The 21,538-nt window shown below is 65.5% G+C and carries 22 protein-coding genes; 9 read left to right on the top strand and 13 right to left on the bottom strand.

What is annotated here, in order from left to right; translation table 11 throughout:
* Nucleotides 1–263: 263 nt before the first annotated feature.
* The gene (locus tag ASC68_RS23685) at nt 264–1,409 is read right to left on the bottom strand and encodes a PA0069 family radical SAM protein (RefSeq protein ID WP_055885049.1); all 1,146 of its coding nucleotides are present in this window, start codon (nt 1,407–1,409) and stop codon (nt 264–266) included.
* 276 nt (nt 1,410–1,685) lie between these two features.
* Between ASC68_RS23685 and ASC68_RS23690 the strand changes: the two genes are divergently transcribed.
* Nucleotides 1,686–2,108, top strand: a complete 423-nt coding sequence (locus ASC68_RS23690) for a VOC family protein (RefSeq protein ID WP_055885052.1) — start codon at nt 1,686–1,688, stop codon at nt 2,106–2,108.
* Nucleotides 2,109–2,174: 66 nt separating this feature from the next.
* Here ASC68_RS23690 and ASC68_RS23695 read toward each other — a convergent pair whose 3' ends face one another.
* Nucleotides 2,175–2,564, bottom strand: coding sequence for a DoxX family protein (locus ASC68_RS23695; protein ID WP_055885055.1), 390 nt, complete (start codon nt 2,562–2,564; stop codon nt 2,175–2,177).
* A 125-nt stretch (nt 2,565–2,689) separates the two neighbouring features.
* On the opposite strand from ASC68_RS23695, the gene ASC68_RS23700 reads away from it, so the two are divergent.
* Entirely contained in the window at nt 2,690–3,547 is an 858-nt protein-coding gene (locus ASC68_RS23700) for a LysR family transcriptional regulator (RefSeq protein WP_055885058.1), read from the top strand.
* 2 nt (nt 3,548–3,549) lie between these two features.
* On the opposite strand, the gene glyS is transcribed toward ASC68_RS23700, so the two are convergent.
* The 7 genes from glyS to ASC68_RS23730 all read right to left on the bottom strand — a co-directional run bounded on the left by glyS (nt 3,550) and on the right by ASC68_RS23730 (nt 11,065).
* Nucleotides 3,550–5,574, bottom strand: coding sequence for a glycine--tRNA ligase subunit beta (gene glyS / locus ASC68_RS23705; protein ID WP_055885060.1), 2,025 nt, complete (start codon nt 5,572–5,574; stop codon nt 3,550–3,552).
* Nucleotides 5,575–5,844: 270 nt separating this feature from the next.
* Nucleotides 5,845–7,809 carry a DUF2207 domain-containing protein gene (locus tag ASC68_RS23710; RefSeq protein ID WP_055885064.1) on the bottom strand — a complete coding sequence of 655 codons (1,965 nt, stop codon included), beginning with the start codon at nt 7,807–7,809 and terminating at the stop codon, nt 5,845–5,847.
* A gap of 112 nt (nt 7,810–7,921) precedes the next feature.
* Nucleotides 7,922–8,479 carry a LemA family protein gene (locus ASC68_RS23715; RefSeq protein WP_055885069.1) on the bottom strand — a complete coding sequence of 186 codons (558 nt, stop codon included), beginning with the start codon at nt 8,477–8,479 and terminating at the stop codon, nt 7,922–7,924.
* A gap of 221 nt (nt 8,480–8,700) precedes the next feature.
* A complete protein-coding gene (locus ASC68_RS23720; protein ID WP_055885072.1) occupies nt 8,701–8,895 on the bottom strand; it encodes a hypothetical protein in 195 nt (64 codons plus the stop codon).
* A gap of 30 nt (nt 8,896–8,925) precedes the next feature.
* Nucleotides 8,926–9,075: a hypothetical protein gene (locus ASC68_RS28810; protein ID WP_156384559.1), complete on the bottom strand. Its 150-nt coding sequence runs from the start codon at nt 9,073–9,075 to the stop codon at nt 8,926–8,928.
* 56 nt (nt 9,076–9,131) lie between these two features.
* The gene (moaB, locus tag ASC68_RS23725) at nt 9,132–9,668 is read right to left on the bottom strand and encodes a molybdenum cofactor biosynthesis protein B (RefSeq protein WP_055885075.1); all 537 of its coding nucleotides are present in this window, start codon (nt 9,666–9,668) and stop codon (nt 9,132–9,134) included.
* A gap of 5 nt (nt 9,669–9,673) precedes the next feature.
* Nucleotides 9,674–11,065 (bottom strand): MFS transporter, encoded by a 1,392-nt coding sequence (locus ASC68_RS23730; RefSeq protein ID WP_055885078.1) that lies wholly within the window; start codon nt 11,063–11,065, stop codon nt 9,674–9,676.
* Between the two features lie 239 nt (nt 11,066–11,304).
* On the opposite strand from ASC68_RS23730, the gene ASC68_RS23735 reads away from it, so the two are divergent.
* The 3 genes from ASC68_RS23735 (at nt 11,305) to ASC68_RS23745 (ending at nt 12,890) form a co-directional block, all read left to right on the top strand.
* Nucleotides 11,305–11,793 (top strand): GNAT family N-acetyltransferase, encoded by a 489-nt coding sequence (locus tag ASC68_RS23735; protein ID WP_055885080.1) that lies wholly within the window; start codon nt 11,305–11,307, stop codon nt 11,791–11,793.
* Between the two features lie 120 nt (nt 11,794–11,913).
* Entirely contained in the window at nt 11,914–12,495 is a 582-nt protein-coding gene (locus tag ASC68_RS23740; protein ID WP_248310592.1) for a nuclear transport factor 2 family protein, read from the top strand.
* Entirely contained in the window at nt 12,495–12,890 is a 396-nt protein-coding gene (locus ASC68_RS23745) for a hypothetical protein (protein WP_055885083.1), read from the top strand. Before ASC68_RS23740 ends, ASC68_RS23745 begins: the two co-directional genes overlap by 1 nt.
* 49 nt (nt 12,891–12,939) lie before the next feature.
* On the opposite strand, the gene ASC68_RS23750 is transcribed toward ASC68_RS23745, so the two are convergent.
* Together ASC68_RS23750 and ASC68_RS23755 are read right to left on the bottom strand one after the other, a co-directional pair.
* On the bottom strand, nt 12,940–13,206 hold the full coding sequence (locus ASC68_RS23750) for a hypothetical protein (protein ID WP_055885086.1): 267 nt from the start codon (nt 13,204–13,206) through the stop codon (nt 12,940–12,942).
* A gap of 159 nt (nt 13,207–13,365) precedes the next feature.
* On the bottom strand, nt 13,366–14,175 hold the full coding sequence (locus tag ASC68_RS23755; RefSeq protein ID WP_055885087.1) for a uracil-DNA glycosylase: 810 nt from the start codon (nt 14,173–14,175) through the stop codon (nt 13,366–13,368).
* Nucleotides 14,176–14,216: 41 nt separating this feature from the next.
* On the opposite strand from ASC68_RS23755, the gene ASC68_RS23760 reads away from it, so the two are divergent.
* The 3 genes from ASC68_RS23760 (at nt 14,217) to ASC68_RS23770 (ending at nt 18,782) form a co-directional block, all read left to right on the top strand.
* Nucleotides 14,217–15,881: an electron transfer flavoprotein-ubiquinone oxidoreductase gene (locus ASC68_RS23760; protein WP_055885091.1), complete on the top strand. Its 1,665-nt coding sequence runs from the start codon at nt 14,217–14,219 to the stop codon at nt 15,879–15,881.
* Between the two features lie 284 nt (nt 15,882–16,165).
* Entirely contained in the window at nt 16,166–17,905 is a 1,740-nt protein-coding gene (locus ASC68_RS23765; protein ID WP_055885094.1) for a tetratricopeptide repeat protein, read from the top strand.
* 1 nt (nt 17,906) lies between these two features.
* Entirely contained in the window at nt 17,907–18,782 is an 876-nt protein-coding gene (locus ASC68_RS23770) for a 4-(cytidine 5'-diphospho)-2-C-methyl-D-erythritol kinase (protein ID WP_055885098.1), read from the top strand.
* Nucleotides 18,783–18,834: 52 nt separating this feature from the next.
* On the opposite strand, the gene ASC68_RS23775 is transcribed toward ASC68_RS23770, so the two are convergent.
* Both ASC68_RS23775 and ASC68_RS23780 read right to left on the bottom strand, forming a co-directional pair.
* The gene (locus ASC68_RS23775; protein WP_055885102.1) at nt 18,835–19,500 is read right to left on the bottom strand and encodes an outer membrane protein; all 666 of its coding nucleotides are present in this window, start codon (nt 19,498–19,500) and stop codon (nt 18,835–18,837) included.
* Nucleotides 19,501–19,645: 145 nt separating this feature from the next.
* The gene (locus ASC68_RS23780) at nt 19,646–20,665 is read right to left on the bottom strand and encodes a polyprenyl synthetase family protein (RefSeq protein ID WP_082528430.1); all 1,020 of its coding nucleotides are present in this window, start codon (nt 20,663–20,665) and stop codon (nt 19,646–19,648) included.
* Between the two features lie 70 nt (nt 20,666–20,735).
* On the opposite strand from ASC68_RS23780, the gene ASC68_RS23785 reads away from it, so the two are divergent.
* On the top strand, nt 20,736–21,518 hold the full coding sequence (locus ASC68_RS23785; RefSeq protein WP_082528431.1) for a methyltransferase: 783 nt from the start codon (nt 20,736–20,738) through the stop codon (nt 21,516–21,518).
* Nucleotides 21,519–21,538 lie beyond the last annotated feature (20 nt).

Here is a 21,538-nt window from a genome sequence, read left to right on the forward strand (position 1 = left end):
CGAAACCGCGGTGGACGTCGGGCGCATCCTTGCGCGTGCTTCACGTCCCCCTCTCTGGCGAAAACTAAGGACTTAGCTGCGCTAAGCCCAAGTTTTCGCTTTCTCCCCCGCCAAGGGGGAGATGGTCGGTGGCCTCCATCCGCATTGGAGCAGCAGTCGGGACTCTCCCCCTTGGCGGGGGAGAAAGCAAAATCTTAGGTTTAGCCGTTTGGCTAAGCCTTAGATTTTGCCAGAGAGGGGGTCCTGGGAGCCACGGATCCCGCTCAGAACAACGTCATCTGTCCGTCGTCCACCGTCGGCGGCGTGAACAGATCGGTGCGCAGCGGCGCGATCGGCCGGTCGAGCTTGTAGCGCGCCTTGGCGAGGTCGACGCGCTGGCGCAGCAGGGTGGCATATGGACCCTCGCCGACGAAGCGTGTGCCGAAGTTCGGGTCATTGTCCTTGCCGCCACGCGTGTCCCGCACGAGGCTCATCACGTGGCTTACCCGATCGGGAAAATGCCGCAGCAGCCACTCGCGAAAAATGTCTCGCACTTCCCCCGGCAGCCGCAGCAGGATGGCATTGGCGCCTACCGCGCCCTGCGCCGCCGCGGCGTCGAGGATCCGTTCGAGCTCCATGTCGTTGATCGCCGGGATCATCGGCGCCGCCATTACCGTGGTCGGAATGCCGGCTTCCGACAGCAGCCGCATCGCTTCCAGGCGCTTTTCCGGCGTCGAGGCCCGCGGCTCCATCTTGCGCGACAGGATATGATCCATGCTGGTGATGGAGAGCGCCACGCGCACCAGGTTCTGCTCGGCGAGCGGCTTCAGGATGTCGAGATCGCGCACCACCAGCGCCGACTTGGTGGTGATGGTCACCGGGTGTTTGGTCTCGAGCAGCAATTCGAGGATGCCGCGGGTCAGCTTATGCTGCCGCTCCGCCGGCTGGTACGGGTCGGTATTGGTGCCCATGGCGATGGGCTTGGGCTTATAGCGCTTGTCGGCCAGCTCGCGCCGCAGCAGCTCGACGGCGTTGGCCTTCACATAGATGTCGCGCTCGAACTCCAGCCCCGCCGAGTGCCCGAGATAGGCGTGGGTCGGGCGGGCGAAGCAATACGAGCACCCATGCTCGCAGCCGCGATAGGCGTTGATCGAGCGATCAAAGCCGATATCCGGGCTTTCGTTGCGGGTGATGATCGATTTGGCGCGCTCGACATGCTCGATGGTTTCGAACGGCTTCAAATCCTCGACCTGTCCCCAACCGTCGTCGAACTCTTCGCGGCTCTGCCGATCGAAGCGACTGCCCTTGTTGGTCTGCGCGCCACGGCCACGATTGAGCGCCGGGTCGACGTAACGCCGCGCGATCAGGTCCGCATCGCGCGTGCCGTTCAATCGCTCCAGCTGCTCGAAATTGGGGGCGCTGACCCGCATGTCCGTTCTCCAAACCCTTAAGCGACTCGCCACGGGTAACGTTCCATTAGGAATAGCATCCCAATGAGAACGGAACAAGAACAAACCGGTGGAGAGAGACCGCCGCGGCATTGACCCGATGGCGCCGGCTGCTAGCTTAGTTGGGTCAGAAAAGGAGAGGCAGGTGCGGTTAGCCCTGTCCCGCTTCGGCGGTCCTGGCCTTCGCTTCGGCGACTGAGTCCCATGGCCTTGAACGCTGCTCCATCGGGGAGCGGCGCAGTGAAAGGTCTTGGCCAAATGAAGCCTGCAGTTTCCGTCATTACCCTCGGCACCACCGACCTCGCCCGCTCGCGGCGCTTTTACAGCGAAGGGTTCAGGTGGACGCCGGTCTATGAGAGCGATGTGATCGTCTTCTACCAGCTCAACGGCATGGTGCTCGGTACCTTCCTGACCGCTGAGCTGGAGGCGGACATGAACCGCACCGGGCTGCGGACGCCGGGTGCCTTCGCCTTAGCCCACAACGTCGCCACTGCGGGCGAAGTGGCGCCGCTGATCGCGCAATTGGCGGCGGCCGGTGGCAGGGTCATCCGTCCGGCCGACGTCCCGCCGCATGGCGGGCTGCGCGGCTATGTCACCGACCCCGATGACCATGCATGGGAAGTCGCCTGGAATCCGGGTTTTTCCATGGATGACGCGGGCAACGTGACGTTCGGGTTGTAACCCCGCCACCCCCGGGAGAAATCTGCAGAGGGCCGCGCCGTATCGCGGCCCTTGAGCGGGTGCGGCTCAGCCCCCGAACAGGCCCCAGCGGCCCCAGGCGATGAACACCGCGAGCGCCAGCAGAACCAGGTTCATCGGCAGCGATTTGGCGGTCTCGCCGCGCCGGGCGTGAAAGCCGATCGCCAGGATCTGCACCAGCACCAGTGCGACGGCAGCAAGCGTCGTGAGCCAGGGCAGGATGCCGGTCAGCATCGGCAGGATCAGGCCGATGGCGCCGAGCACCTCGGCCCAGCCGACGAAGCGCGTGAGCCGCGGGTACTCGGCGGGCCAAGCCATCATCTTGGTGAGGTCGGCGATTGGGCGGATCGCCTTCATGCCTCCCGCCATCAGGTAGAGCAGTGCGAGAACAACCTGAGCAGTCCACAGCCAGAAATTGAGGGAAGTGAGGAAATCCATGCGCCGAGCCCAACCTTCGTGGATGGCCCCATGCCATCGCAAGACCCGGAACGTAGTGAGCGACGATTTATCCCACAATCACAGTTCAGCTGGAAACATCGTGCAGGAATCTGCATAATGCGCCGATGGTACTCGAAGGAATCGATGTCTTCGTCCGCGTGGTGCAGGCCGGCAGCTTTGCTGCAGCGGCCCGGCTCCTCGGCATGCCCACGACCACGGTTTCGGCGCGCATCGCCCGGCTCGAGGAGCGCTTGGGTGTCACGCTGATCCAGCGCTCGACCCGGCGTATGCATGTGACCGAGGCGGGCGCAGCCTATTTTGGCCACTGCATCGAAGCGCTCAACGCGCTGGAGGCGGGAGAGAGCCAACTGGCGGCGGCCGGCACCGAGCCCACCGGGCTGCTGCGGATCACCGCGTCCGCCGACGTCGCCAACACAGTGCTCCCGTCCCTCTGCGCTGAGTTTCTGGCCGCCTACCCGAAGGCCGATATCGAGCTTATCGTCACCAGTCGTATCGTCGATCTTATCGCCGAAGGTGTTGACCTCGCGCTCCGCGTCGGCCCGATGCAGGACTCGACACTGGTGAGCCGCCGCCTCGCATCGGCGGTCCTCGGCCTGTGGGCCAGCCCCGCCTATCTTGATCGTCGCGGCCGCCCCGCTTCGCCCGACGAGCTCGCCGGCCACGACATCATCCGATTTTCGCGCATCCCGCAGGGCTTTCGGCTGATCGCCGGCAACCACAGTTTTGCGCTTCCCGAGGGTCGGCTCAAAGCCGACGACATGCAGACCGTTCGCAGCCTGGTGCTGCGAGGCTTGGGGATCGGGCCGTTGCCCGACTTCACCCGGCTGACGCCGGAGCTATCGCTCGAGCGCGTTCTGCCCGAGTACAGCACCGAGCCCGGCAACGTGTACTTCGTCTACCCGGCGCAACGCTTTGTCACCGCGAACGTCCGCGCCTTCATGGAACTGGCGAAGGACTGCTAACCCTAGCCCGCGACCTTCGAGAAATCCGCCACCTGCCGCATGGTGTCGCGCAGCTTGCTGAGGAGGCTCAGCCGGTTGGTCCGGATCGCCGCATCCGGATCGTTGACCAGCACCGCTTCGAAGAACTTGTCGACCGGCTGGCGCAGCGTGCCGAGTGCGGTGATGGCGCCCTGGTAGTCATTGGCGGCGACCTTGGCAGCGACGGCCACATCGACAGAGGCGATGGCCTCGGCCAGCGCCGCTTCCTCACTGAGCGACAGCAGCGCCGGGTCGACCGGCGCGGCAAAACCCTTGCCGTCCTTTTTCTCCTCGGCGGCGAGGATGTTGGCGGCGCGCTTGTAGCCGGCGAGGAGGTTCTTGCCATCCTCGGAACCGAGCAGCTTCGACAGCGCCTCGACCCGCTCGGTGATCTCCAGCATGTCGTTGCTGTCCTTGCCGATCACCGCATCGACCAGGTCGTGGCGGGCGCCGGCATCGCGCAGCGTCACCTTCAGCCGGTCGTGGAAGAAGCTCAGCAGGTCCTGCTCGACCTCGAGCGGGAAGCGCAGGTTGTTGTCGGTGACGATGCGGATGACGCCCAGCGCCGCGCGCCGCAGCGCAAACGGGTCGCGCGAGCCGGTGGGTTTCTCATCGATCGACCAGAAACCCTTCAGCGTATCGAGCTTGTCGGCCAGCGCCACGGCGATGGCGACCGGTTCGCCCGGCACCAGGTCGGTGGGGCCGAGCGGCTTGTAGTGGTCGGCGATCGCATTGGCGATGGCCATCGGCTCGCCCTGCGCCAGCGCATAATAGCGGCCCATGATGCCCTGCAGCTCGGGGAACTCGCCGACCATGCCGGTGGTGAGGTCGGCCTTCGCCAGCATGGCGGCGCGCTTCGCCAGGTCGGGGTTGGCCCCGACCTTGGGCGCGATCTCGCCGCTGAGCTTCACCAGCCGTTCGACGCGCTGGAACTGCGTCCCGAGCTTGGCGTGGAACACGCTCTCCTCGAGCTTGGGCAGGCCATGCTCGAGCGGCAGCGCCAGGTCGGTCTGGTAGAAGAACCGCGCGTCCGACAGGCGGGCGCGGATGACCCGCTCGTTGCCGGCGACGATGGTCTTGCCGCCGTCGGCCGCGACCTGGTTCGAGGTGATGATGAAGAACGGCGCCAGCTTGCCCGAGCTGTCGCGCAGGCAGAAGCACTTCTGGTTGGCGCGGATGGTGGCGATGATCACTTCCTCGGGCACTTCGAGGAAGGCCGGATCGAACGACCCCATCATCACCACCGGCCATTCGACGAGGCCGGCGACTTCTTCGAGCAGGCCTTCGTCATGGATGACGTTGAGCCCCTGCGCGAAGGCGAGGTTGTCCGCGTCGGCCTTGATGATTTCCTTGCGCCGGTCGATGTCGAGAACGACCTTGGCCTTTTCCAGCGCCTGCACGTAATCGTCGAAGCGCTTCACCCGGATCGCGTCGGGCGCGAGAAAGCGGTGGCCGAAGGTGGTCTGGCCGGAAGCAACAGTGTTCGACTTGAACGGGATGACCACCGGCTCGTCATTGTCGGTGCCGAACGTCGCGGTGATAGCGCGCAGCGGCCGCACCCAGGTCAGCCCGCCATTGCCCCACTGCATGGATTTCGGCCAGTCGAAGCCGGTGATCACCTTGGGTAAGAGGGTCGCGAGAATGTCGGTCGCCTCGGCGCCTTTCTTCTCGATATGCGCGACGTAGAACTCGCCCTTCTTGGGGTCGGCCTCGATCTTGGCCTCTTCGATCGAGCCCAGTCCCGCGGCCTTGAGGAAGCCGTCGATCGCCTGCTGCGGCGAGCCGACCCGCGGGCCCTTGCGTTCTTCGCGGGTGTCGGGGGAACGGGCCGGGAGCCCGGTAACTGTCAGCGCCAGCCGGCGTGGCGTGACGAACGCCTTGGCGCCCTCGTAGACGAGGCCGGCATCGACCAGCGCATTGGTCACGGCCTTCTTCAGATCCTCGGCGGCCTTGCGCTGCATGCGCGCAGGGATTTCTTCCGAGAACAGTTCAACGAGGAGTTCGGGCATCTCTTAACCGGGCGTTTGAAAGCGCGGTTTGCCTAGCAAGGGCAGGGGAGATTGTCCATTGCGGGGTTGGCGACGTGACTGACGTCGCCGGTCTGGTGGCCGATGGCCGGCGCGATAGTCCTTTACTCAGCGATGTCATTCCCGCGTAGGCGGGAACCCAGTGCGGACTATCAGCGCTCGCTAACGCTGAGGCATCCCACTGGGTCCCCACCTTCGCTAGGATGACGCCGGTGGGTAGGCGATATGAAGCGGCTTAGGGGAGGTTTGGTCCTACCACCCGCCGCCGCCACCACCGCCACCGCCACCCCCGGAGCCGCCGCCTCCTCCTCCGCCGCCGCTGGAAAAGCCCGAGCCCGACGATGAGCTCGGCTGTGCCGCGACCATGGCGGCGCTCATGCCTGATGCTACCGACGACACCGAGTTGGCGAAGCCCCCCGAGCTGTTCGACCAGTTACGACCGGTATAGAAGCCCGGCGCGTAGCTGCTGCCCTCTGCGTCGGCGACGGCGTTGCGGGCGAGTTCGGCTTCGAAGTGCTCGGACCACGGTTTTTCGACACCGAGCGCAATGGCATAGGGCAGGATGCGCTCGAAGCGCTCCACGGTCATCGGCGGCTCGTTGGTCATGTTCAGCCGGTTCTTTTCGGCGGTGTTCATGTACATCTTGAAGCCGTCGAGCTGGTCCATGACCTGACGGCCCTGCACCGTCGGCGCCCGCATCAGCACGGCGAACAGCACATTGACGAAGATGATCGATGCGGCGCCGATCAGCGCCGCATCGGGGCGGAACTCGCCGATCCGGAAGTCACCGAGAAAGCTCGCGCCGGCGCCGATCAGGTTGCCGCCGAAGATCACCGCCCACACTGCGAAGATGATCTTGGACAGGATCGGGCTGCGCCACAGCCCCCTGAGCACACCGCCCAGAATGCCGAGGAACAGCGCGCCGGCCCCGGCGAAGACCAGCGTGATCGGGTCGATCAGGTCGAACACCACCATGCCGAGGAGGATCAATAGCGAAAACCCGACCCCCACCAGGATGTAGCCGGTATTGTTCCTGAAATAGACCAGCCGGTTCTCGGTCTCGATGGCCGAGACGAACTGGCCGCGCGTCTCGTTCAGCTTGGGGCCGGTGGTGGTGTTGACCGTCACCTTGCCCTGCGACTTGAAGTAGTCGAACAGCAGCCGCTCGGCTGCCCCGAGATCGTCCGGCGGCGCCTTGCCGGTTACCGTCACACTCAAAGTCTTGCCCGGATTGTCGATCTTCACCAGCCCCTTGACCCCGAGGTCGAAGATCGAGGCGGTGAAGGCGGTCCAGCCGCTCTTCTCCCAACCCATGCCGTCGACATATTCGGCGAGCCCCGGCGAGAACCCCTTGGGGGGATGAAACAGCGGGATGATCGTGCCTTTCTTCGGGTCACGGCCAACCGCGCTCCAGGCGAGGAGGTTGTAAAGCAGCACCAGGCCGACCGCGATGCCGGGCACCACGATGTCGCGATGGTCGCTCAGCCAGTAGAGCAGCCGGTCTAGTCCCTGCGGCTCGGCGAGAATGCCCTTTTGAAACGACGCCGCCACGCTGACGCCTTCGCCCGAGCCCAGCGGCCGGTTCACCCGGAAGATCGCCGTGTTGTCGGACGTGCGGGTGATGGTGACGGCCTGCTCCATGGAGCCGGGCGCACCGGTATAGCCGACCAGTCGGTCGATCACGGCGCCCTTGGGCAGGGTGATCGAGGCGACGGCCTGGTCGATCGGAAAATTCCAGTAGTTGCCGGTGGCGTTCCAGAACAGCTCGTCGTGGTCGGCAAAGCTGCGACCCATCCGCGTCATGCTGTAGTGGATGGTGTACTTGTGCCGGCCATAGCTCAGCAGCACGTCGGCATCGCCGATACGGATGCGTTTGAAGCCGGCGCCGATATTGTCGAGCGAATAGGGTTCGGCCCGGCCGTCGCGGAGCACAGTCTTCACCGTGAGGTCGGAGCGGAGCCGCGAGTTGTCCGGATTGATCAGGATCAGCGGGATGTCGCGATAGATGCCGCGGCGGATTTCATAGCCCTCGGCATTGACCTCGATGGTCTCGATGACGTCGACCGAGCCATCGGTGTTGAGGGTGACGGCGGATGAGAACGAGGTGATGGCTTCGCGGGCAGCCGCAGGGAGGGCGAAGAGCAGGGTGAGTAGTGCCAGCAGAATTGCTGCAATTGCGGTGGCTAGCTGCCCCCCACCCCTGTCCCCTCCCCGCAAGGGGGAGGGAGACCAGAACACTGGCGTCGCAGTATGCGTCTCCCTCCCCCTTGCGGGGAGGGGACAGGGGTGGGGGTCCACAGCCACCGGGTTCTCCACCTGACGCTCGACGTCAGAACTTCACCGAAGGCACAGCCCGGTCGGCTTCGTTCTCCAGCTCGAAATACTCGGCCTTCTCGAACTTGAAGGCGTTGGCGACGACGTTGGAGGGGAAGCTCTCGACCGCGGTGTTCAGGTTGCGCACCGAGCCATTGTAGTAGCGGCGCGCCAGCTGGATTTCGTCTTCGACGTTCTGCAGCGCGCTCTGGAATTCGAGGAAGGTGGTGTTGGCCTTGAGGTCCGGGTAGGCCTCGGCAATGGCGAGGAGCTTGCCCAGCGCACCTGACAGCGCGCCTTCCAGCGCACTGCGCTCGGCCGGACCGGCATTGGCCCCGGCGGTGGCGGCGGCGCGGGCCTGAGTAACGGCCTCGAGCGTTTCGCGCTCGTGGCCCATATAGCCCTTCACCGTCTCCATCAGGTTAGGGATCAAGTCGGTGCGGCGCTTCAGCTGCACGTCGATGCCCGACCAGCCTTCTTCCTTGAGCTGACGCTTCGACACCAGATCGTTGTAGACGAAGATCGCGTAGCCGATGGCGACGACGACGATCGCCAGAATGATCAACCCAGTCATGGAGCCCTCCGCATGTGATGCTCAAACGCGCTCTCAGGTTCGAAAACGCGGCAAACCAAAGACCCTCAAGTGCCGCAAAGTGGCACCGGACCGTGGGCATCGCAATTGAATTGCGCCGGCTGAATGGGAAATGAACGTGTTTTTGGAAGGGCTTCGCGGCGCGGCCTGAATCTCAAGATGAACTTGAAGCCGGCAAATTCATAAAGTGAACCGGATTCAGGTTACTCGACTTCGCCGTCCTGCTTCTCGGCTTCCAACACCGGATCAGCCTTGTGCTTGTTCTTGCGCTTGTAGGCCTTGGGATCCGCTTCGATCTTGGGCTGGAACTGCCCCTCGCGCAACGACTTGGCGGCGGCGTTGCGCGGCGCGGTCTGCTTGCGCGTCAGGGCGACGGTGATTTTCTGGTCCTTGGCCATAGCTGAGATTATCGCCGCGGGGCCGGCTTGTCAGTGCCGCTTGAAGTACTGCACTTCGCGCTCGTGCTTTTCGGCGGCCTCGCGACTGTCGAAGGTGCCGAGGTTGCGGCGCTTGCCGGTCTTGGGATCGGTCTTTTTGGAATAGAGCCGGTACTCGCCGGACCTGAGTTTGCGGATCATCGGATATCTCCTTTGGCGGGAGAACGTCGATGTTCGACAGCCGTTCCTGAAGCGCGTCAGCGCTCGGCGAGGCGCGGCATCAGTTCGACGAAGTTGCAGGGCTTGTGCCGGTTGTCGAGCTGGGCCCGCAGGATCCCTTCCCAGGCGTCGCGGCAGGCGCCGCGCGAACCGGGGAGGACGAAGACGAAGGTCTCGCCGATCAGCCCGCCGGTGGCGCGCGACTGCAAAGTGGACGTGCCCACCGTGGTCGAGGAATACTGGTGGAACAGCACCGAAAACCCATCCATCCGCTTCTGGAACAGCGGCTCCAGCGCCTCCGGTGTCACGTCGCGGCCCGAAAAGCCGGTGCCGCCGGTGGTGATGATCGCGTCGACGCCATCGTTCACCACCCACTCCATCACCTTGGCGCGGATCTGGTGGATGTCGTCGCGCACTACGGCGCGCTCGAAGCAACTGTGCCCGTCGGCTTCCATCAGCGATTTCAGCAGGGCGCCCGCGGTATCGGTCTCCAGCGTCCGGGTGTCGGACACCGCGAGCACGGCGATCGACAGCGGTATGAACGGCTTGCTCTGGTCGAGCTCCGATTTGAACATGTGGGCTACTCCGGCTTCGGCTTGTCCGACTTGTCGGTATCACCGGGCGCATCGTTTTTCACGTGCCGTTCGACGATCACCGTCGGCTCGATCGGATCGGGCACCAGCAGTTCGGTTTCCTCGGGCTGGGGGGCCGCCGCCGGCGTGGCCGGGCGGGGCGTCGGCTTTTCCTCGCCGCGCGGATCGAGCGTCACGGTGCCGGGCGATACGCCCTTCTCGGCGCTCATGGCGCGGAAACGGACGCGGCCCGAGGCGTCGCGCACCGGGCGGATCTTCATGCGCAGGAACGCCGTAACCGCAAGCGCTCCATGGAAGGTGGCGGTGACGATGAACAGGCCGACCGGCGCGATGGCGTTCATCACCCAGCTGGCGATGATCGGCCCGATGGCGAGCCCGATGCCGAGGATCAGCAGCATGCCGCCGGCGACGCGGCCGAACTCGCCTTCCTTGGCGAAGTCGTTCGCATGCGCCACGGCGATGGCATAAAGCGGGTAGGCGCCGAAGCCGTAGAGCCCGAACAGGATGAACATCAGCACGCCGCTGCTCGGGTTCAGCAGCACGGTGACGAGGCCGATCACTGCCGCAAAACCGCTGAGCCCGACGATCACCAGCCGGCGGTCGATCTTGTCGGAGAGCCGCCCGAACGGCGTCTGCGCCACGGCGCCCACCACTGCGGTGACGGCGAACAGGTAGGCGATGGTCGAGGCATCGAGTTTCTGCTCGAAGCCGTAGACCGGCGCCAGCGTGCCGAAGGTGCCGTTGGCCATGCCGCAGGCAAAGGCCGCGATCACCGCCAGCGGCGAGGTCTTGTAGAGCAGCACCACATCGAGCCGCGCCGACGAGATCGGCCGCGGCTGCGGCGTCGAGGTCAGGGCGCTCGGCAAAAGCGCACAGATGAAGGCAATGGCGCCGACCACGAACGGGATATGGCCGAAAGTGCCGGTCACCGCCATGGCCAGCTGACCGACGGTCGAAGCGGCCATGTTGATGGTGGTATAGACCGAAAAGATCGTGCCGCGGCTGCGATTGTCCGCCACCTCGTTGAGCCAGCTCTCGACGATCATCGCCGCGCCGGCGAAGCAGAAGCCGGAAAAGGCGCGCAGCACGATCCAGCCGATATCCTGAACCCAAAGCAGGTTAAGCAGGATCGTCACGGTGCCGATGGCCGCCATGATCGAGTAGGCACGAATATGCCCCACTCGCTTGACCAGCAGCGGTACGGTGATCGAACCGGCAACGAACCCCACCGACCAGCCGGTACCGATGAGGCCGAGCGCCGTCAGCGAAAACCCTTCTTCGGCGCCGCGCACCGAGAGCAAGAGGCCCTGCAGGCCGCCTCCGAACATCAGGAGTGCCGAGCCGATGAACAGGGCATAAATCTTGAGGGCGGAGGACATGGCGCTTTCTGCGGGTTCAGGGTCCTGAGGCGCTTGCCTATCAAGTCGGACCAAATTCGGGCAGCACAATCAAGCGCCATCAATATTCTTGGTTGGATAGTCTTAAGTAGGGGTCAAGACCGGGACCGGTCCCCCCGCCTAATCGCGACGCGTTCAGCCGCCATTCACTGCTTTTCGGCGTATCGGTGTGGCCACATCACCTGGTTTAGGAAGGCCGGGGCGTAATGAGAGACGACGAGATGATAACCGCACGACTGCGGCTGGTGCCGCTCACAGCTGAACACCGGCAGGCCTTTCAGCAATCGCGCGAGGCGTTTGCGGCGCTGCTCGGCGTCACTTTGCCGGCGGCCTGGCCGGAGTTTCCCGAAGCGTTCGGTCCCGGCTTCCCCGAGGCGCCGGCGCCGTGGTCGCCGTACCTGTTTCTCCACCGCGACGGGCCGAGGCTGATCGGCAATGGTGGATATGTCGGCGCTCCCGACGCCGACGGTGTCGTCGAGATTGGCTACGAGATCGGCCCCGAGCACCAGGGACGCGGCTATGCCACCGAGGCCGCCGGCGCGATGGTCGCCACGGCCTTCGAAGCCGGCGCCCGAGCCGTCATTGCCCACTCCCTGGCCGAGACCAACGCCTCGAACGCCGTGCTGCAGAAGCTCGGCATGCGCTTTGACGGGGCGCTCGAGCAGGAGAGGATGCAAATCTGGCGCTGGCGTATCGACCGGCAGGATTGACAGCCACCGCTGATCAATCGTGTGCAGCATATCGCTGAAATCATGTCACTGGCTTCATCGCGCCGACCGGTTGAGAAGGCGGCCCAGACGGCGGGGCGCCACAGACATGAGTTTTCTCCGATGTTCCAGTCCAAAGATAACGACCGCTCCTCGGCTTCCATGCCTGGCGCTTTCTCGAGGCGGCTCGCCATCGCAGCCGGTGTGATCGCGCCGTTTCTGCTAAAGGCGGCAAAGGCCGAAGCGCCGCACGACGCGGTGGTTGCGAGCCTTGTCGACCGATCCGAGCGCCAAGCCCAGCTGTTCAATGCCGGGCGGATGGAGGAGTGGGTCAAGCACGTCCGTCTCGGCGACGATTTCACCCTGATGCAACCCTTTGGCGGCCCGGCCAGCCACGGCTTCGACGCTTCGCCGCAGCACCTGGCCGAGCTTGCGGCCCGCTTCCAGAATGGTGACGCCAGTATCGAGCTGGTGCAGGCCGTGGCGACCGATGATCTGGTCGTGCTCGCCTATGTCGAACGCCAGGATGGCGAGGTTTCCGGCCTGCCCAAACAGGATTGGTCGCTGCGCGTCACTCAGGTGTTCCGGCGCCAGGGCGCCGACTGGCATCTGGTACATCGCCATGCCGATCCACTGGTGCGCTCGATCTCGCTCGCCACCACTGCGGCGCTTGCTGCCGGCCGCGACTTGGCGGTCGAGGGCTGATGATGCGGATCTGGCACTTCTGCTTCATCATAGCCGCCGCGGCGGCGCTGGTCGGCATGAGTCTGGGCATCTTCATGGGGGCCAACGAGGATTTCACCCTCGCCCCCGTGCATGCCCACCTCAACCTGCTCGGCTGGGTTTCGATGTTCCTCTACGGCCTTTACTACCGTGGGGGGCAGCATGCGCCCGGTCGCCTGGCCCGGCTGCAGGTCGGGATTGCGGCACTGGGTTTCCCGGGCATGACGGGAGGTCTCGCGATCCTGCTCACCGGCGGCGGCTCGGTCGCCCACGCGCTGGTGATGGCCGGCTCGATCCTGACCATCAGCTCGATGCTGCTGTTCATGGCCGTGCTGCTGCGCGATGCGTATCGCACCCGCCACGCCACTGGCGCCTGACGGCGAATTGCTGACACATGGATGGCCGGTCCACGGGCCGGCTACGTCGTCAATTGACGACATCCTTGTATTTGCAGCCTTTCTTCCGGAAGTCCGACATAGCCCGTTGGGCTGAGGTATAGGCCTCCTGACGCTGCTTGTTGGTTTTGTTCTTGGAGTAGTACGCCTCCATGTTGAGGTCGTAGATCTCGTAGATCGCTTTGCACAGGGTGGTATTGTCCGTCGTCGATCCCGTATCCGATTTCTGCTCGGAGATCGCTGGCGCCACAAAAGCGAAGCTTGCTACCGCAACGGCAAATAGTACCGTTCTGGTCATGGCGTGATGTCCTTTGCTGCTCTGGGGAACTCCCGCGTACGTCTAGCCCGTGACGGCTGCCGCGAGGCCGGGGCGAGCAATCCTTTAGAATTATCAGTGCAGTCGTCGGGAATACAGCAGTGACATTGGCGTTTCGTTCCGGCAGCGCCAGCAGCGGACCTAGCTGTCGATCGCCTGCTTCAAACTCAGCATGTCGCGCCAGGCCAGCGCCTTGCTGGCGGGGGTGCGCAGCAGATAGGCGGGGTGGAGCGTCGCCAGCGCCCGGGTCTGGTGGCTGTTGATCGTCAGGTCACGCCACTGGCCGCGCATCCGAGTGATGCCGTTCTGGGTCTGGAACAGCGACTTGGTGGGCACGTTGCCGAGCGTCACCAGGAATTTTGGCGCCACCAGTTCAACCTGCCGCAGCAGGAACGGCGTGCAGAGCGCCATTTCTTCGGGCGAGGGGTCGCGGTTCCCCGGCGGGCGCCAGGGAACCATGTTGGCGATGTAGACCTTGCTGCGGTCGAGCCCGATCGCAGCCAGCATGCGGTCGAGCAACTGCCCGGCCCGACCGACGAAGGGCTTGCCCTGCAGGTCCTCCTGCTCGCCAGGGCCTTCGCCCACCAGCATGATCTCCGATTCCGGGTTGCCGTCGGCGAACACCAGTTGGGTGGCGCGCTTCTTGAGGAGGCACCCCTCATAGGCGTTCATCACGGCGCGCAGTTCGTCGAGCGACTGCGCGCCCGCGGCCAGCGCCGTGGTTTCGGTCGGATCGGAGGTCAGCGAGATGGCGATCGGCGCCGCGGCCGGAGCGGCAGTCGCCGCGACCGGTGCTTCCGGCGCCGGGATCGGCCGGGCGCGGGAGGGGGCGGTGGACGCCGCAAAGCGGTCGACCGGCTCTTCACCGACGGCGAAATCGACCCCGACGGCGCGATACCAGTCGAGCGCCGCCCGGGCTTCGGCGTCATTTAGCGGTCGATTTTCGGACATGGGTTCTGGTATCACAGCCCGCTTTCTCCCGCCATCCGTGAATGGACCTGACCTTGGCCGACGCCGGCAATCGCGAGATCCTCGAGACCGATGTGCTGATCGTCGGGGCCGGTCCTGCGGGCCTCAGCGCCGCCATCCGGCTGAAGCAGGTGGCGCCGCAGCTTGCCGTCACAGTGGTGGAAAAGTCCGCCGAGCTGGGTGGGCACATCATCTCCGGCGCCGTGATGAATCCGGTGGGGCTCGATGCGCTGCTGCCGGGCTGGCGCGACATGGGAGCGCCGGTCGGCCCGGCGATGACGCGCGACACCTTCCACTTCCTCACCGCCACGGCCGATATCGCGCTGCCGCAACTGATGATCCCGCCACAGATGCAGACGCCTGGCGCGGTGATCGTCAGCCTCGGCGATCTGGTGAAGTGGCTGGGCGAGCAGGCGCAGGGGCTCGGCGTCGATATCTTCCCGATGACGGCGGCGGTGGATGTACTGACCGGCGAAGGCGGCCGGATCGAGGGCATCATCACCGGCGATCTCGGCGTCGATCATGCCGGCAACCCGAAATCCACCTACGCCGCCGGCATCGGCCTCAAGGCCAAGTACACCCTGATCGGCGAAGGGGCGCGCGGTTCGCTCGCCAAACACCTGATCGGCCATTTCGGCCTCGCCGCCCGGCATGATCCGCAGCTCTACGGGCTGGGCATCAAGGAAGTATGGGAGATCGCACCGGATCGGCATGAGGCCGGGCGGGTCGATCACTATCTCGGCTTCCCGCTCGACAACGCCACCTCAGGCGGCGGCTTCGCCTACCATGCTGCCGGCAACAAGCTCTACCTCGGTATCGCGGTGCATCTGAGCTACAGCGACCCGACGCTCTCGCCCTTCGGCGAGTTCCAGCGCTTCAAGACCCATCCGGCGATTGCCCGGCTGCTCGAAGGCGGCCGGCGCTTGAGCTACGGCGCGCGGGCGATGACCTCGGGTGGGTTGCAATCCGTCCCCGATCTGGCGTTTCCGGGTGGCGCGCTGATCGGTTGCGCCGCCGGGTTCATGAACGTGCCGGCACTGAAGGCCATCCACAATGCTATCCGCTCGGGCATGGCGACTGCGGATCGGGTCGCTGCGGCGATCGGCGAGGGCAGGGCGTACGATACGCTCGAGGGCCTAAACGAGAGCGTCCTGGCCACCGGCATCGGCGACGAGTTGAAGCGGGTCCAGAACGTCAAACCGTTCTGGTCGCGCTTCGGCACCTATCTCGGTGTGCTGCTGGGTGGCTTCGACATGTGGTGCGAGGCGCTGTTCCGCGTCTCGCCGTTCGGCACGCTGCGCCACGACAAGGCGGATTTTGCCAAGCTGCGGCCGCTCGCCGAGGTGACGCCGCGGCTCTATGCTCGGCCGGATGGCGCGACGACCTATGATCGTGCGGCCTCGGTCTATCTCGCCAATCTCAGCCACGACGAAGACCAGCCCGTACATCTGAAGCTCGTCGATCCGGACCTGCCGGTGCGCGAGAACCTGCCCCGCTACGGCGAGCCGGCGCCGCTTTATTGCCCGGCGGGGGTCTACGAGCTGGCCGAGGAGGGTGGGGCGCCGGTGTTCCGCATCCACGCCGCCAACTGCGTCCACTGCAAGACCTGCGACATCAAGGATCCCGCCCAGAACATCACCTGGGTACCGCCCGAGGGCGGCTCGGGGCCGAATTACTCGGGAATGTGAGGTGCCGCTGAGCAATACTGCCCACCCACCGCCGTCATTCCCGCGAAGTCGGGAACCTAGTGGGATGCTGCAGTACCCGCTGAGGCTGAGAGATCCCACTGGGTCCCCGCCTTCGCGGGGATGACGCCGGTGGTTAGGGCACCGCAGCCGTGGCAGGCAGCATCGCCTTGCGACACGCCAATCCCTCACTTCATTGTGCCTGCCTCTTGCGGCGCAGTCGCAAAATCGCCCATGTTTCTTGGGCTAGTCAGCCGCTTCCTGCCTTCTCGGAGATATCGAGCCTCGTGACCCACAAAGCCCGTCTCGCTTCCGGCGTCCTTCTCGCCGTCGCGCTCACCATCGGCGGCGCCGCGGCGCTCGAATCGAGTGCGGCCTTCCCGCTGATGGATCAGAGTGTGACCGGCAGCTATTTGGCCGGCCGGCAGGCGCTTTCCGACCTCAGGACCGAAGACGCCGCGCGCTATTTCCGCGCTGCCGCGGAAGGCGACTGGGACAACCCGATCATCGTCGAGCGGAGCTTCATCGCCTATGCTGCGAACGGGCAGGTGTCGGATGCCTCGCGCGTCGCCAAGCACCTGCTCGAGCTCAGTGCTCCCAACGACCTTGCGAGCCTCGTCATCGGCACCGAGGCGATGAAGCAGCGCCGCTACGCCGCGGCGGCCAAGGAACTCGAGAATGTCGGTGGCGACACTTTCGCCGGCATCACCGGCGGGCTGCTGCGCGCCTGGGCGCTGCTCGGCGACGGCAAAAAGACTGAAGCCAACAAGGTGCTCGACGAGATCGGGCAGGGCGGGCTCGAGGACTTTCTGGTCTTCCACCGGGCGCTGATGGCCGATGTCGAGGGGGACAGCAAGGCGGCGCTGGAGTTCGCCGCCAAGGCCTATGAAGCCGACCCGTTCGTCGCGCGCATCGTCGAGGCCTATTCGCGCATGCTGGGCAATGCCGGCCGCTTCGATGAAGCCGAGAAGGTGATCGCCAAGTTCGAGTCCGAAGGGCTGGATCATCCGCTGATCGCTGCCGTAAAGGCCAAGATCGATAACAAGCAGCGGCCGGGCGTGTTCGCCGCCGATGTGCAGGCGGGCGCCGCCGAGATGTTCCACTCGGTGGGCGTGGCGCTGGCGCGTGAGGGGAGCCCGGATGTGTCCGCGGTGTTCCTGCAGCTGGGCATGTATCTCGACCCCAAGTCCGACGTCATCGACCTGGTCTATGGCCAGTTGCTGGACGGCGCCGGCCAGCACGATGCGGCCAACGCCATCTACGACAAGCTGCCGGCGGATTCGCCGATGAAGCCGATGGCAGTGGTGCGCGTCGCCGAGAACCTCAGCGCCACTGGCAACCGCGACGAAGCGCTGCGCCGGCTGGGCAATATCGTCGCGACGAACCCCAATGATCTCGAGGCCCTGTCGGTGCTCGGCGATATGCAGCGCGCCGCGCAGAAATATGCCGAGGCCGCCGACACCTATACCAAGGCGCTTGATGTCGCCGGCGGCGATGCCCCGGGCGATTGGCGCTTCTACTACGTGCGCGGCATCGCCTTCGAGCGCGCCAAGCAGTGGGACAAGGCCGAGGTCGATTTCAAGCGCGCGCTCGAGCTGAACCCCGACCAGCCGCAGGTGTTGAACTATCTCGGCTATAGCTGGGTCGATCAGGGGGTGAACCTGATGCCGGCGCTCGACATGATCGAGAAGGCCGTCGCCGCCGCGCCGAACGATGGCTACATCATCGATAGCCTGGGCTGGGCCTTCTTTCGCCTCGGCCGCTTCGACGATGCGGTCAAGCAACTCGAAATGGCGGTGCAGCTGCGCTCGACCGACCCCGAAATCAACGACCATCTCGGCGATGCCTATTGGCGCGCCGGCCGCAAGCTCGAAGCGAAGTTCCAGTGGAACATCGCCGCTGCCGTCGACCAGGAAGGGGCGGTGAAGGAGCGGGTGGCGAAGAAACTCGCCGGCGGCCTCGATGCCGTGGCGCCGGCCCCCGATGCCGGCCCGGTAGCGGAAGGTCAGGCTGCGCCCGCCCAGTAGCATGCTGCAAGGCACTGTCTCCGAGGCGGCTCCCGCCAAGGTCAACCTGGCCTTGCATGTGACCGGCCGGCGCGCCGACGGTTACCACGAGCTCGAGAGCCTGGTGGTGTTCGTCGATGTCGCCGACGAGGTGTCGGCGCATCCGGCCAAGGCCGACCGGCTGCGCGTCACCGGCCCGTTTGCGGCGGCAGCGGGCGGTGGTGATTCCAACCTTGTGATGCGCGCCGTGAAGGCGTTCCGCACCCGCTGGCCGGGCCGTCTGCCGGATGGTCTCGATATCGCGCTCACCAAGAACCTGCCGGTCGCGGCGGGGATCGGCGGCGGCTCGGCCGATGCCGCCGCGATGCTCCGCCTGCTGGCCGGCATGGCAGGCGGCGACCTCGAACTCGTCGAGCTCAGTGCGCTGGCGCTGACGCTTGGCGCGGACGTGCCCGTATGCCTCTTGTCGCAACCCTCGGAGGTGCGCGGCGTCGGCGAGATCATCCACCCGCTGCGCAGCTTTCCGGCGACCCACCTGGTGCTGGTCAATCCACTGGTGCCGGTGGTCACCGCCGATGTGTTCCGCCGGCTCGAGCAGCGCAGCAACCCGCCGATGCCCGCCTTGCCGCAGCCGCTGACCCGGCCGGCGCAGCTCGGGCTGTGGCTGGCCGAGACCCGCAACGACCTCGAGCTAGCCGCCATCGGCCTGGTGCCGGCGATCGGCGAACTGCTGCGCCAGATGCGGGTGCTCGATGGTTGCGCGCTGGCCCGCATGTCGGGCTCGGGCGGCACCGTGTTCGGCCTGTTCGGCTCGGCCGCCCAGGCGCACCAGGCCGCGCACGACATGCGGGCAAGATACCCCCAGTTCTGGGTGGCCGCGGCGCCGGTGATCAGCTGAAACGACAACGGCCCCCGAAGGGGCCGCTGCGACACTTGCTGATCGGAACGGATCAGAAGTGGAAGTTCACGCCAGCCGAAATGCTGTGGGCAGTGATGCTCGAGTCCGAGACGATCGGCGCGGGAAAGAACTCGTAGTCCTTCGCACCATAGTCGCTGTAGCGGTACTCGAGCTTGGCCGAGACGTCCTCGGTGACCAGCGCCTCGACGCCGGCGCCAACCGTCCAGCCGATGTGGGTCTGCGTGTCATCAACGAGGCCGAACAGTTCGCTCGTGGTGTTGAGCACGGCGACGCCGGCGGTGGCATACAGCAGGACCGCGTCGAAGGTCACGCCCGCGCGGGCCCGCAGCGATGCTTCCCAGTTGACCTGACGCTCGATGAAGCCAGTTTCGTCAAGATCGCTCGTTACGTCACCGAGCGACACGTCGCCTTCAACGCCGAGCACGAAAGTGTCCATCTGCCAGTTGTAACCGGCCTGGGCGCCAAGCAGCCAGCCCTCGATCCCATAGCTGCCGCTATCCGTCGGAGGAACCAGTTCCCAGTCGACATTGCCACTGACCCAGCCGATGTGCCCGCCAACGTAGCCGCCGGTCCAGTCACCAAGCGCTGCAATCTCCGCCACCGGGGCATCTTCAACAATCAGGTCTGCTGCGTTCGCGACGCCTGCCGCGCTCAACAGTAATACGCTTGAGAATACAATCTTCGTCTTGGTCCACATAGTCGTCTCCCCATTCCGATGTCCCCTGATACGAGGGCGGAATAGCGGAGTCTAATCACGTGTGGCGGGACTCAGTGCAAACGGGGCGATATGTTGCACGGCGGCCACAATGTTGGCCGCGGTGCCGCAGTGCTGGCGATAAGTACTAGTACGCGCGGGCGACGGTGAACTCGGCGATGTCGCCGAGCAGGGCCTTCATCTCGCCGGGCGGCAGCGGCTTGAGCGCTTCGCGGGCGCGGTGGGCGTGTGTAAACGCCTGCTCGATGGTGCGGCCCAGTGTGTCGTAGCGCTCGAAGATCGCCACCACCTGCTTGAGCTGTGCTTCGCCGGCATCGACAGAGCCCAGCGTCTTGGCGATGATCTCGCGCTCGGCCGGTGTCGCCTGCTGCAGGGCCAGGATCACCGGCAGGGTCATCTTGCCCTCGCGCAGGTCATCGCCGGTATTCTTGCCGAGCGTGCCGGCTTCGCCGCGATAGTCGAGCACGTCGTCGACCAGCTGGAAGGCGAAACCAAGTTCGCGGCCGTAGCGGTGGAGCGCCTCGCGGCCCACGGCGTCGGCGCCACCGGCCATGGCGCCCACTTCGGTCGCCGCTTCAAACAGCTTGGCGGTCTTGGCGCCGATCACTTCGTCATAGTCGGCGGCGCTGGCGCTGAGATCGCGGGTTTTGGCGAGCTGCAGCACTTCGCCCTCGGCGATGATGGTCGCGGCCTCGGCGATCACCTTGAGCGCGGCGATGTTGCCGGTATCGACCATCATCATGAAGGCCTGTCCGAGCAGGAAATCGCCAACCAGGACGCTTGCCTGGTTGCCCCACTTCATGCGTGCGGCGGCGCGACCGCGGCGCATGTCGCTCTCATCGACCACGTCATCGTGGAGCAGCGTGGCATTGTGCATGAACTCGACAGCGGCGGCGAAGTTGACCTCGCTGCCATTGGCCTTGCCGAACAGCATGGCCGCCGCGATCGTCAGCATCGGCCTCAGGCGCTTGCCGCCGGAATCGATCAGGTAACGCGCCACCTCGGGCACCAGCTCGACATGCGAACTGGCCCTTTCGAGGATCATCGCATTGACCCGATCCATGCCCGGCCGGGTCGCGTCGAGCAGCCGGTCGAGCGCGCCGGCGCTGGTCATCGCCTCGTTTGCCGCTGCAGCCGATAGAGCCATGAAATCCCCGGTTTGAGCTACGCATCCGGCACCCTATAGTCGGGCGCCTGCGAACTGTCGCGATGGTGCGATGTCCCTAGACGAAGCCACCGATCTTGTAAAACAACAAACGCTGACGCGCGACGCCTTTTTGGGTGGCCGCCTCACCGTGTCGCAGCCGGAAAAAGGGTTTCGAGCCGGGTTGGACTCGGTGCTGCTCGGGGCGGCCGTACGTGCCAATGCGCATAGCCTGCTCGACCTTGGGGCCGGGGCTGGTACTGCGTCACTGGTGGCCATGGCCGACCTGCCGCAGCTCCACGCGACGCTACTGGAAGCCGATCCGGGGATGGCCGCGCTAGCCGGCCTCAATGCTCACGGCAACGGCATGGCCGAGCGCGCCAAGGTGCTGACGCTCGACCTGACGGCGCCCGGCCGGCTGCGGGCCGCTGCGGGGCTTGCCGCCGACCATTTCAGCACCGTCATCGCCAACCCGCCCTTCTTCGATCCAGCGCGAGGCTCCGCGCCGACCCGCGCCCGGGCTGGCGCGCGGCACATGGATAACGCTGCGCTCGACAAATGGGTGAAGACCGCGGCGACCCACGCCGCGCCGGGCGGCGAGGTAATCTTCATCCACGTCGCCGAGGCGCTGCCGCTGCTTTTGGCGGCGTTCACCCAGCGCTTCGGCGCCGTCGCTGTGTTGCCCCTGCTGCCGCGCGAGGGCGAGGCGGCCAGCCGGGTGCTGATCCGTGGCATCAAGGGCTCGCGCGCCCCGTTCGCCTTGCTGGCGGCGCGAGTCATGCACGAAGCCGGGGGGCGTGGCTTCCGGCCGGAGTTCGACGCCATCTTCCGCGGCACCGCGCGCCTCATCTGGTAATCCCGGCGCGGGGCACATAC

The organism is Devosia sp. Root105 (assembly GCF_001424865.1).
Lineage (GTDB): Bacteria > Pseudomonadota > Alphaproteobacteria > Rhizobiales > Devosiaceae > Devosia_A.

What these genes read in the sequence shown, in the direction of transcription:
- ASC68_RS23700 (WP_055885058.1), top strand. Translation starts at nt 2,690, where the DNA reads ATGGTACTCGAAGGAATCGATGTCTTCGTCCGCGTGGTGCAGGCCGGC.
- ASC68_RS28810 (WP_156384559.1), bottom strand. Translation starts at nt 9,075, where the DNA reads ATGATCCGCAAACTCAGGTCCGGCGAGTACCGGCTCTATTCCAAAAAG.
- ASC68_RS23730 (WP_055885078.1), bottom strand. Translation starts at nt 11,065, where the DNA reads ATGTCCTCCGCCCTCAAGATTTATGCCCTGTTCATCGGCTCGGCACTC.
- ASC68_RS23690 (WP_055885052.1), top strand. Translation starts at nt 1,686, where the DNA reads ATGAAGCCTGCAGTTTCCGTCATTACCCTCGGCACCACCGACCTCGCC.
- ASC68_RS23775 (WP_055885102.1), bottom strand. Translation starts at nt 19,500, where the DNA reads ATGTGGACCAAGACGAAGATTGTATTCTCAAGCGTATTACTGTTGAGC.
- ASC68_RS23780 (WP_082528430.1), bottom strand. Translation starts at nt 20,665, where the DNA reads ATGGCTCTATCGGCTGCAGCGGCAAACGAGGCGATGACCAGCGCCGGC.
- ASC68_RS23745 (WP_055885083.1), top strand. Translation starts at nt 12,495, where the DNA reads ATGATGCGGATCTGGCACTTCTGCTTCATCATAGCCGCCGCGGCGGCG.
- ASC68_RS23755 (WP_055885087.1), bottom strand. Translation starts at nt 14,175, where the DNA reads ATGTCCGAAAATCGACCGCTAAATGACGCCGAAGCCCGGGCGGCGCTC.
- ASC68_RS23735 (WP_055885080.1), top strand. Translation starts at nt 11,305, where the DNA reads ATGATAACCGCACGACTGCGGCTGGTGCCGCTCACAGCTGAACACCGG.
- ASC68_RS23685 (WP_055885049.1), bottom strand. Translation starts at nt 1,409, where the DNA reads ATGCGGGTCAGCGCCCCCAATTTCGAGCAGCTGGAGCGATTGAACGGC.
- ASC68_RS23760 (WP_055885091.1), top strand. Translation starts at nt 14,217, where the DNA reads ATGGACCTGACCTTGGCCGACGCCGGCAATCGCGAGATCCTCGAGACC.
- ASC68_RS23715 (WP_055885069.1), bottom strand. Translation starts at nt 8,479, where the DNA reads ATGACTGGGTTGATCATTCTGGCGATCGTCGTCGTCGCCATCGGCTAC.
- ASC68_RS23750 (WP_055885086.1), bottom strand. Translation starts at nt 13,206, where the DNA reads ATGACCAGAACGGTACTATTTGCCGTTGCGGTAGCAAGCTTCGCTTTT.
- glyS (WP_055885060.1), bottom strand. Translation starts at nt 5,574, where the DNA reads ATGCCCGAACTCCTCGTTGAACTGTTCTCGGAAGAAATCCCTGCGCGC.
- ASC68_RS23720 (WP_055885072.1), bottom strand. Translation starts at nt 8,895, where the DNA reads ATGGCCAAGGACCAGAAAATCACCGTCGCCCTGACGCGCAAGCAGACC.
- ASC68_RS23785 (WP_082528431.1), top strand. Translation starts at nt 20,736, where the DNA reads ATGTCCCTAGACGAAGCCACCGATCTTGTAAAACAACAAACGCTGACG.
- ASC68_RS23770 (WP_055885098.1), top strand. Translation starts at nt 17,907, where the DNA reads ATGCTGCAAGGCACTGTCTCCGAGGCGGCTCCCGCCAAGGTCAACCTG.
- ASC68_RS23740 (WP_248310592.1), top strand. Translation starts at nt 11,914, where the DNA reads ATGTTCCAGTCCAAAGATAACGACCGCTCCTCGGCTTCCATGCCTGGC.
- ASC68_RS23695 (WP_055885055.1), bottom strand. Translation starts at nt 2,564, where the DNA reads ATGGATTTCCTCACTTCCCTCAATTTCTGGCTGTGGACTGCTCAGGTT.
- moaB (WP_055885075.1), bottom strand. Translation starts at nt 9,668, where the DNA reads ATGTTCAAATCGGAGCTCGACCAGAGCAAGCCGTTCATACCGCTGTCG.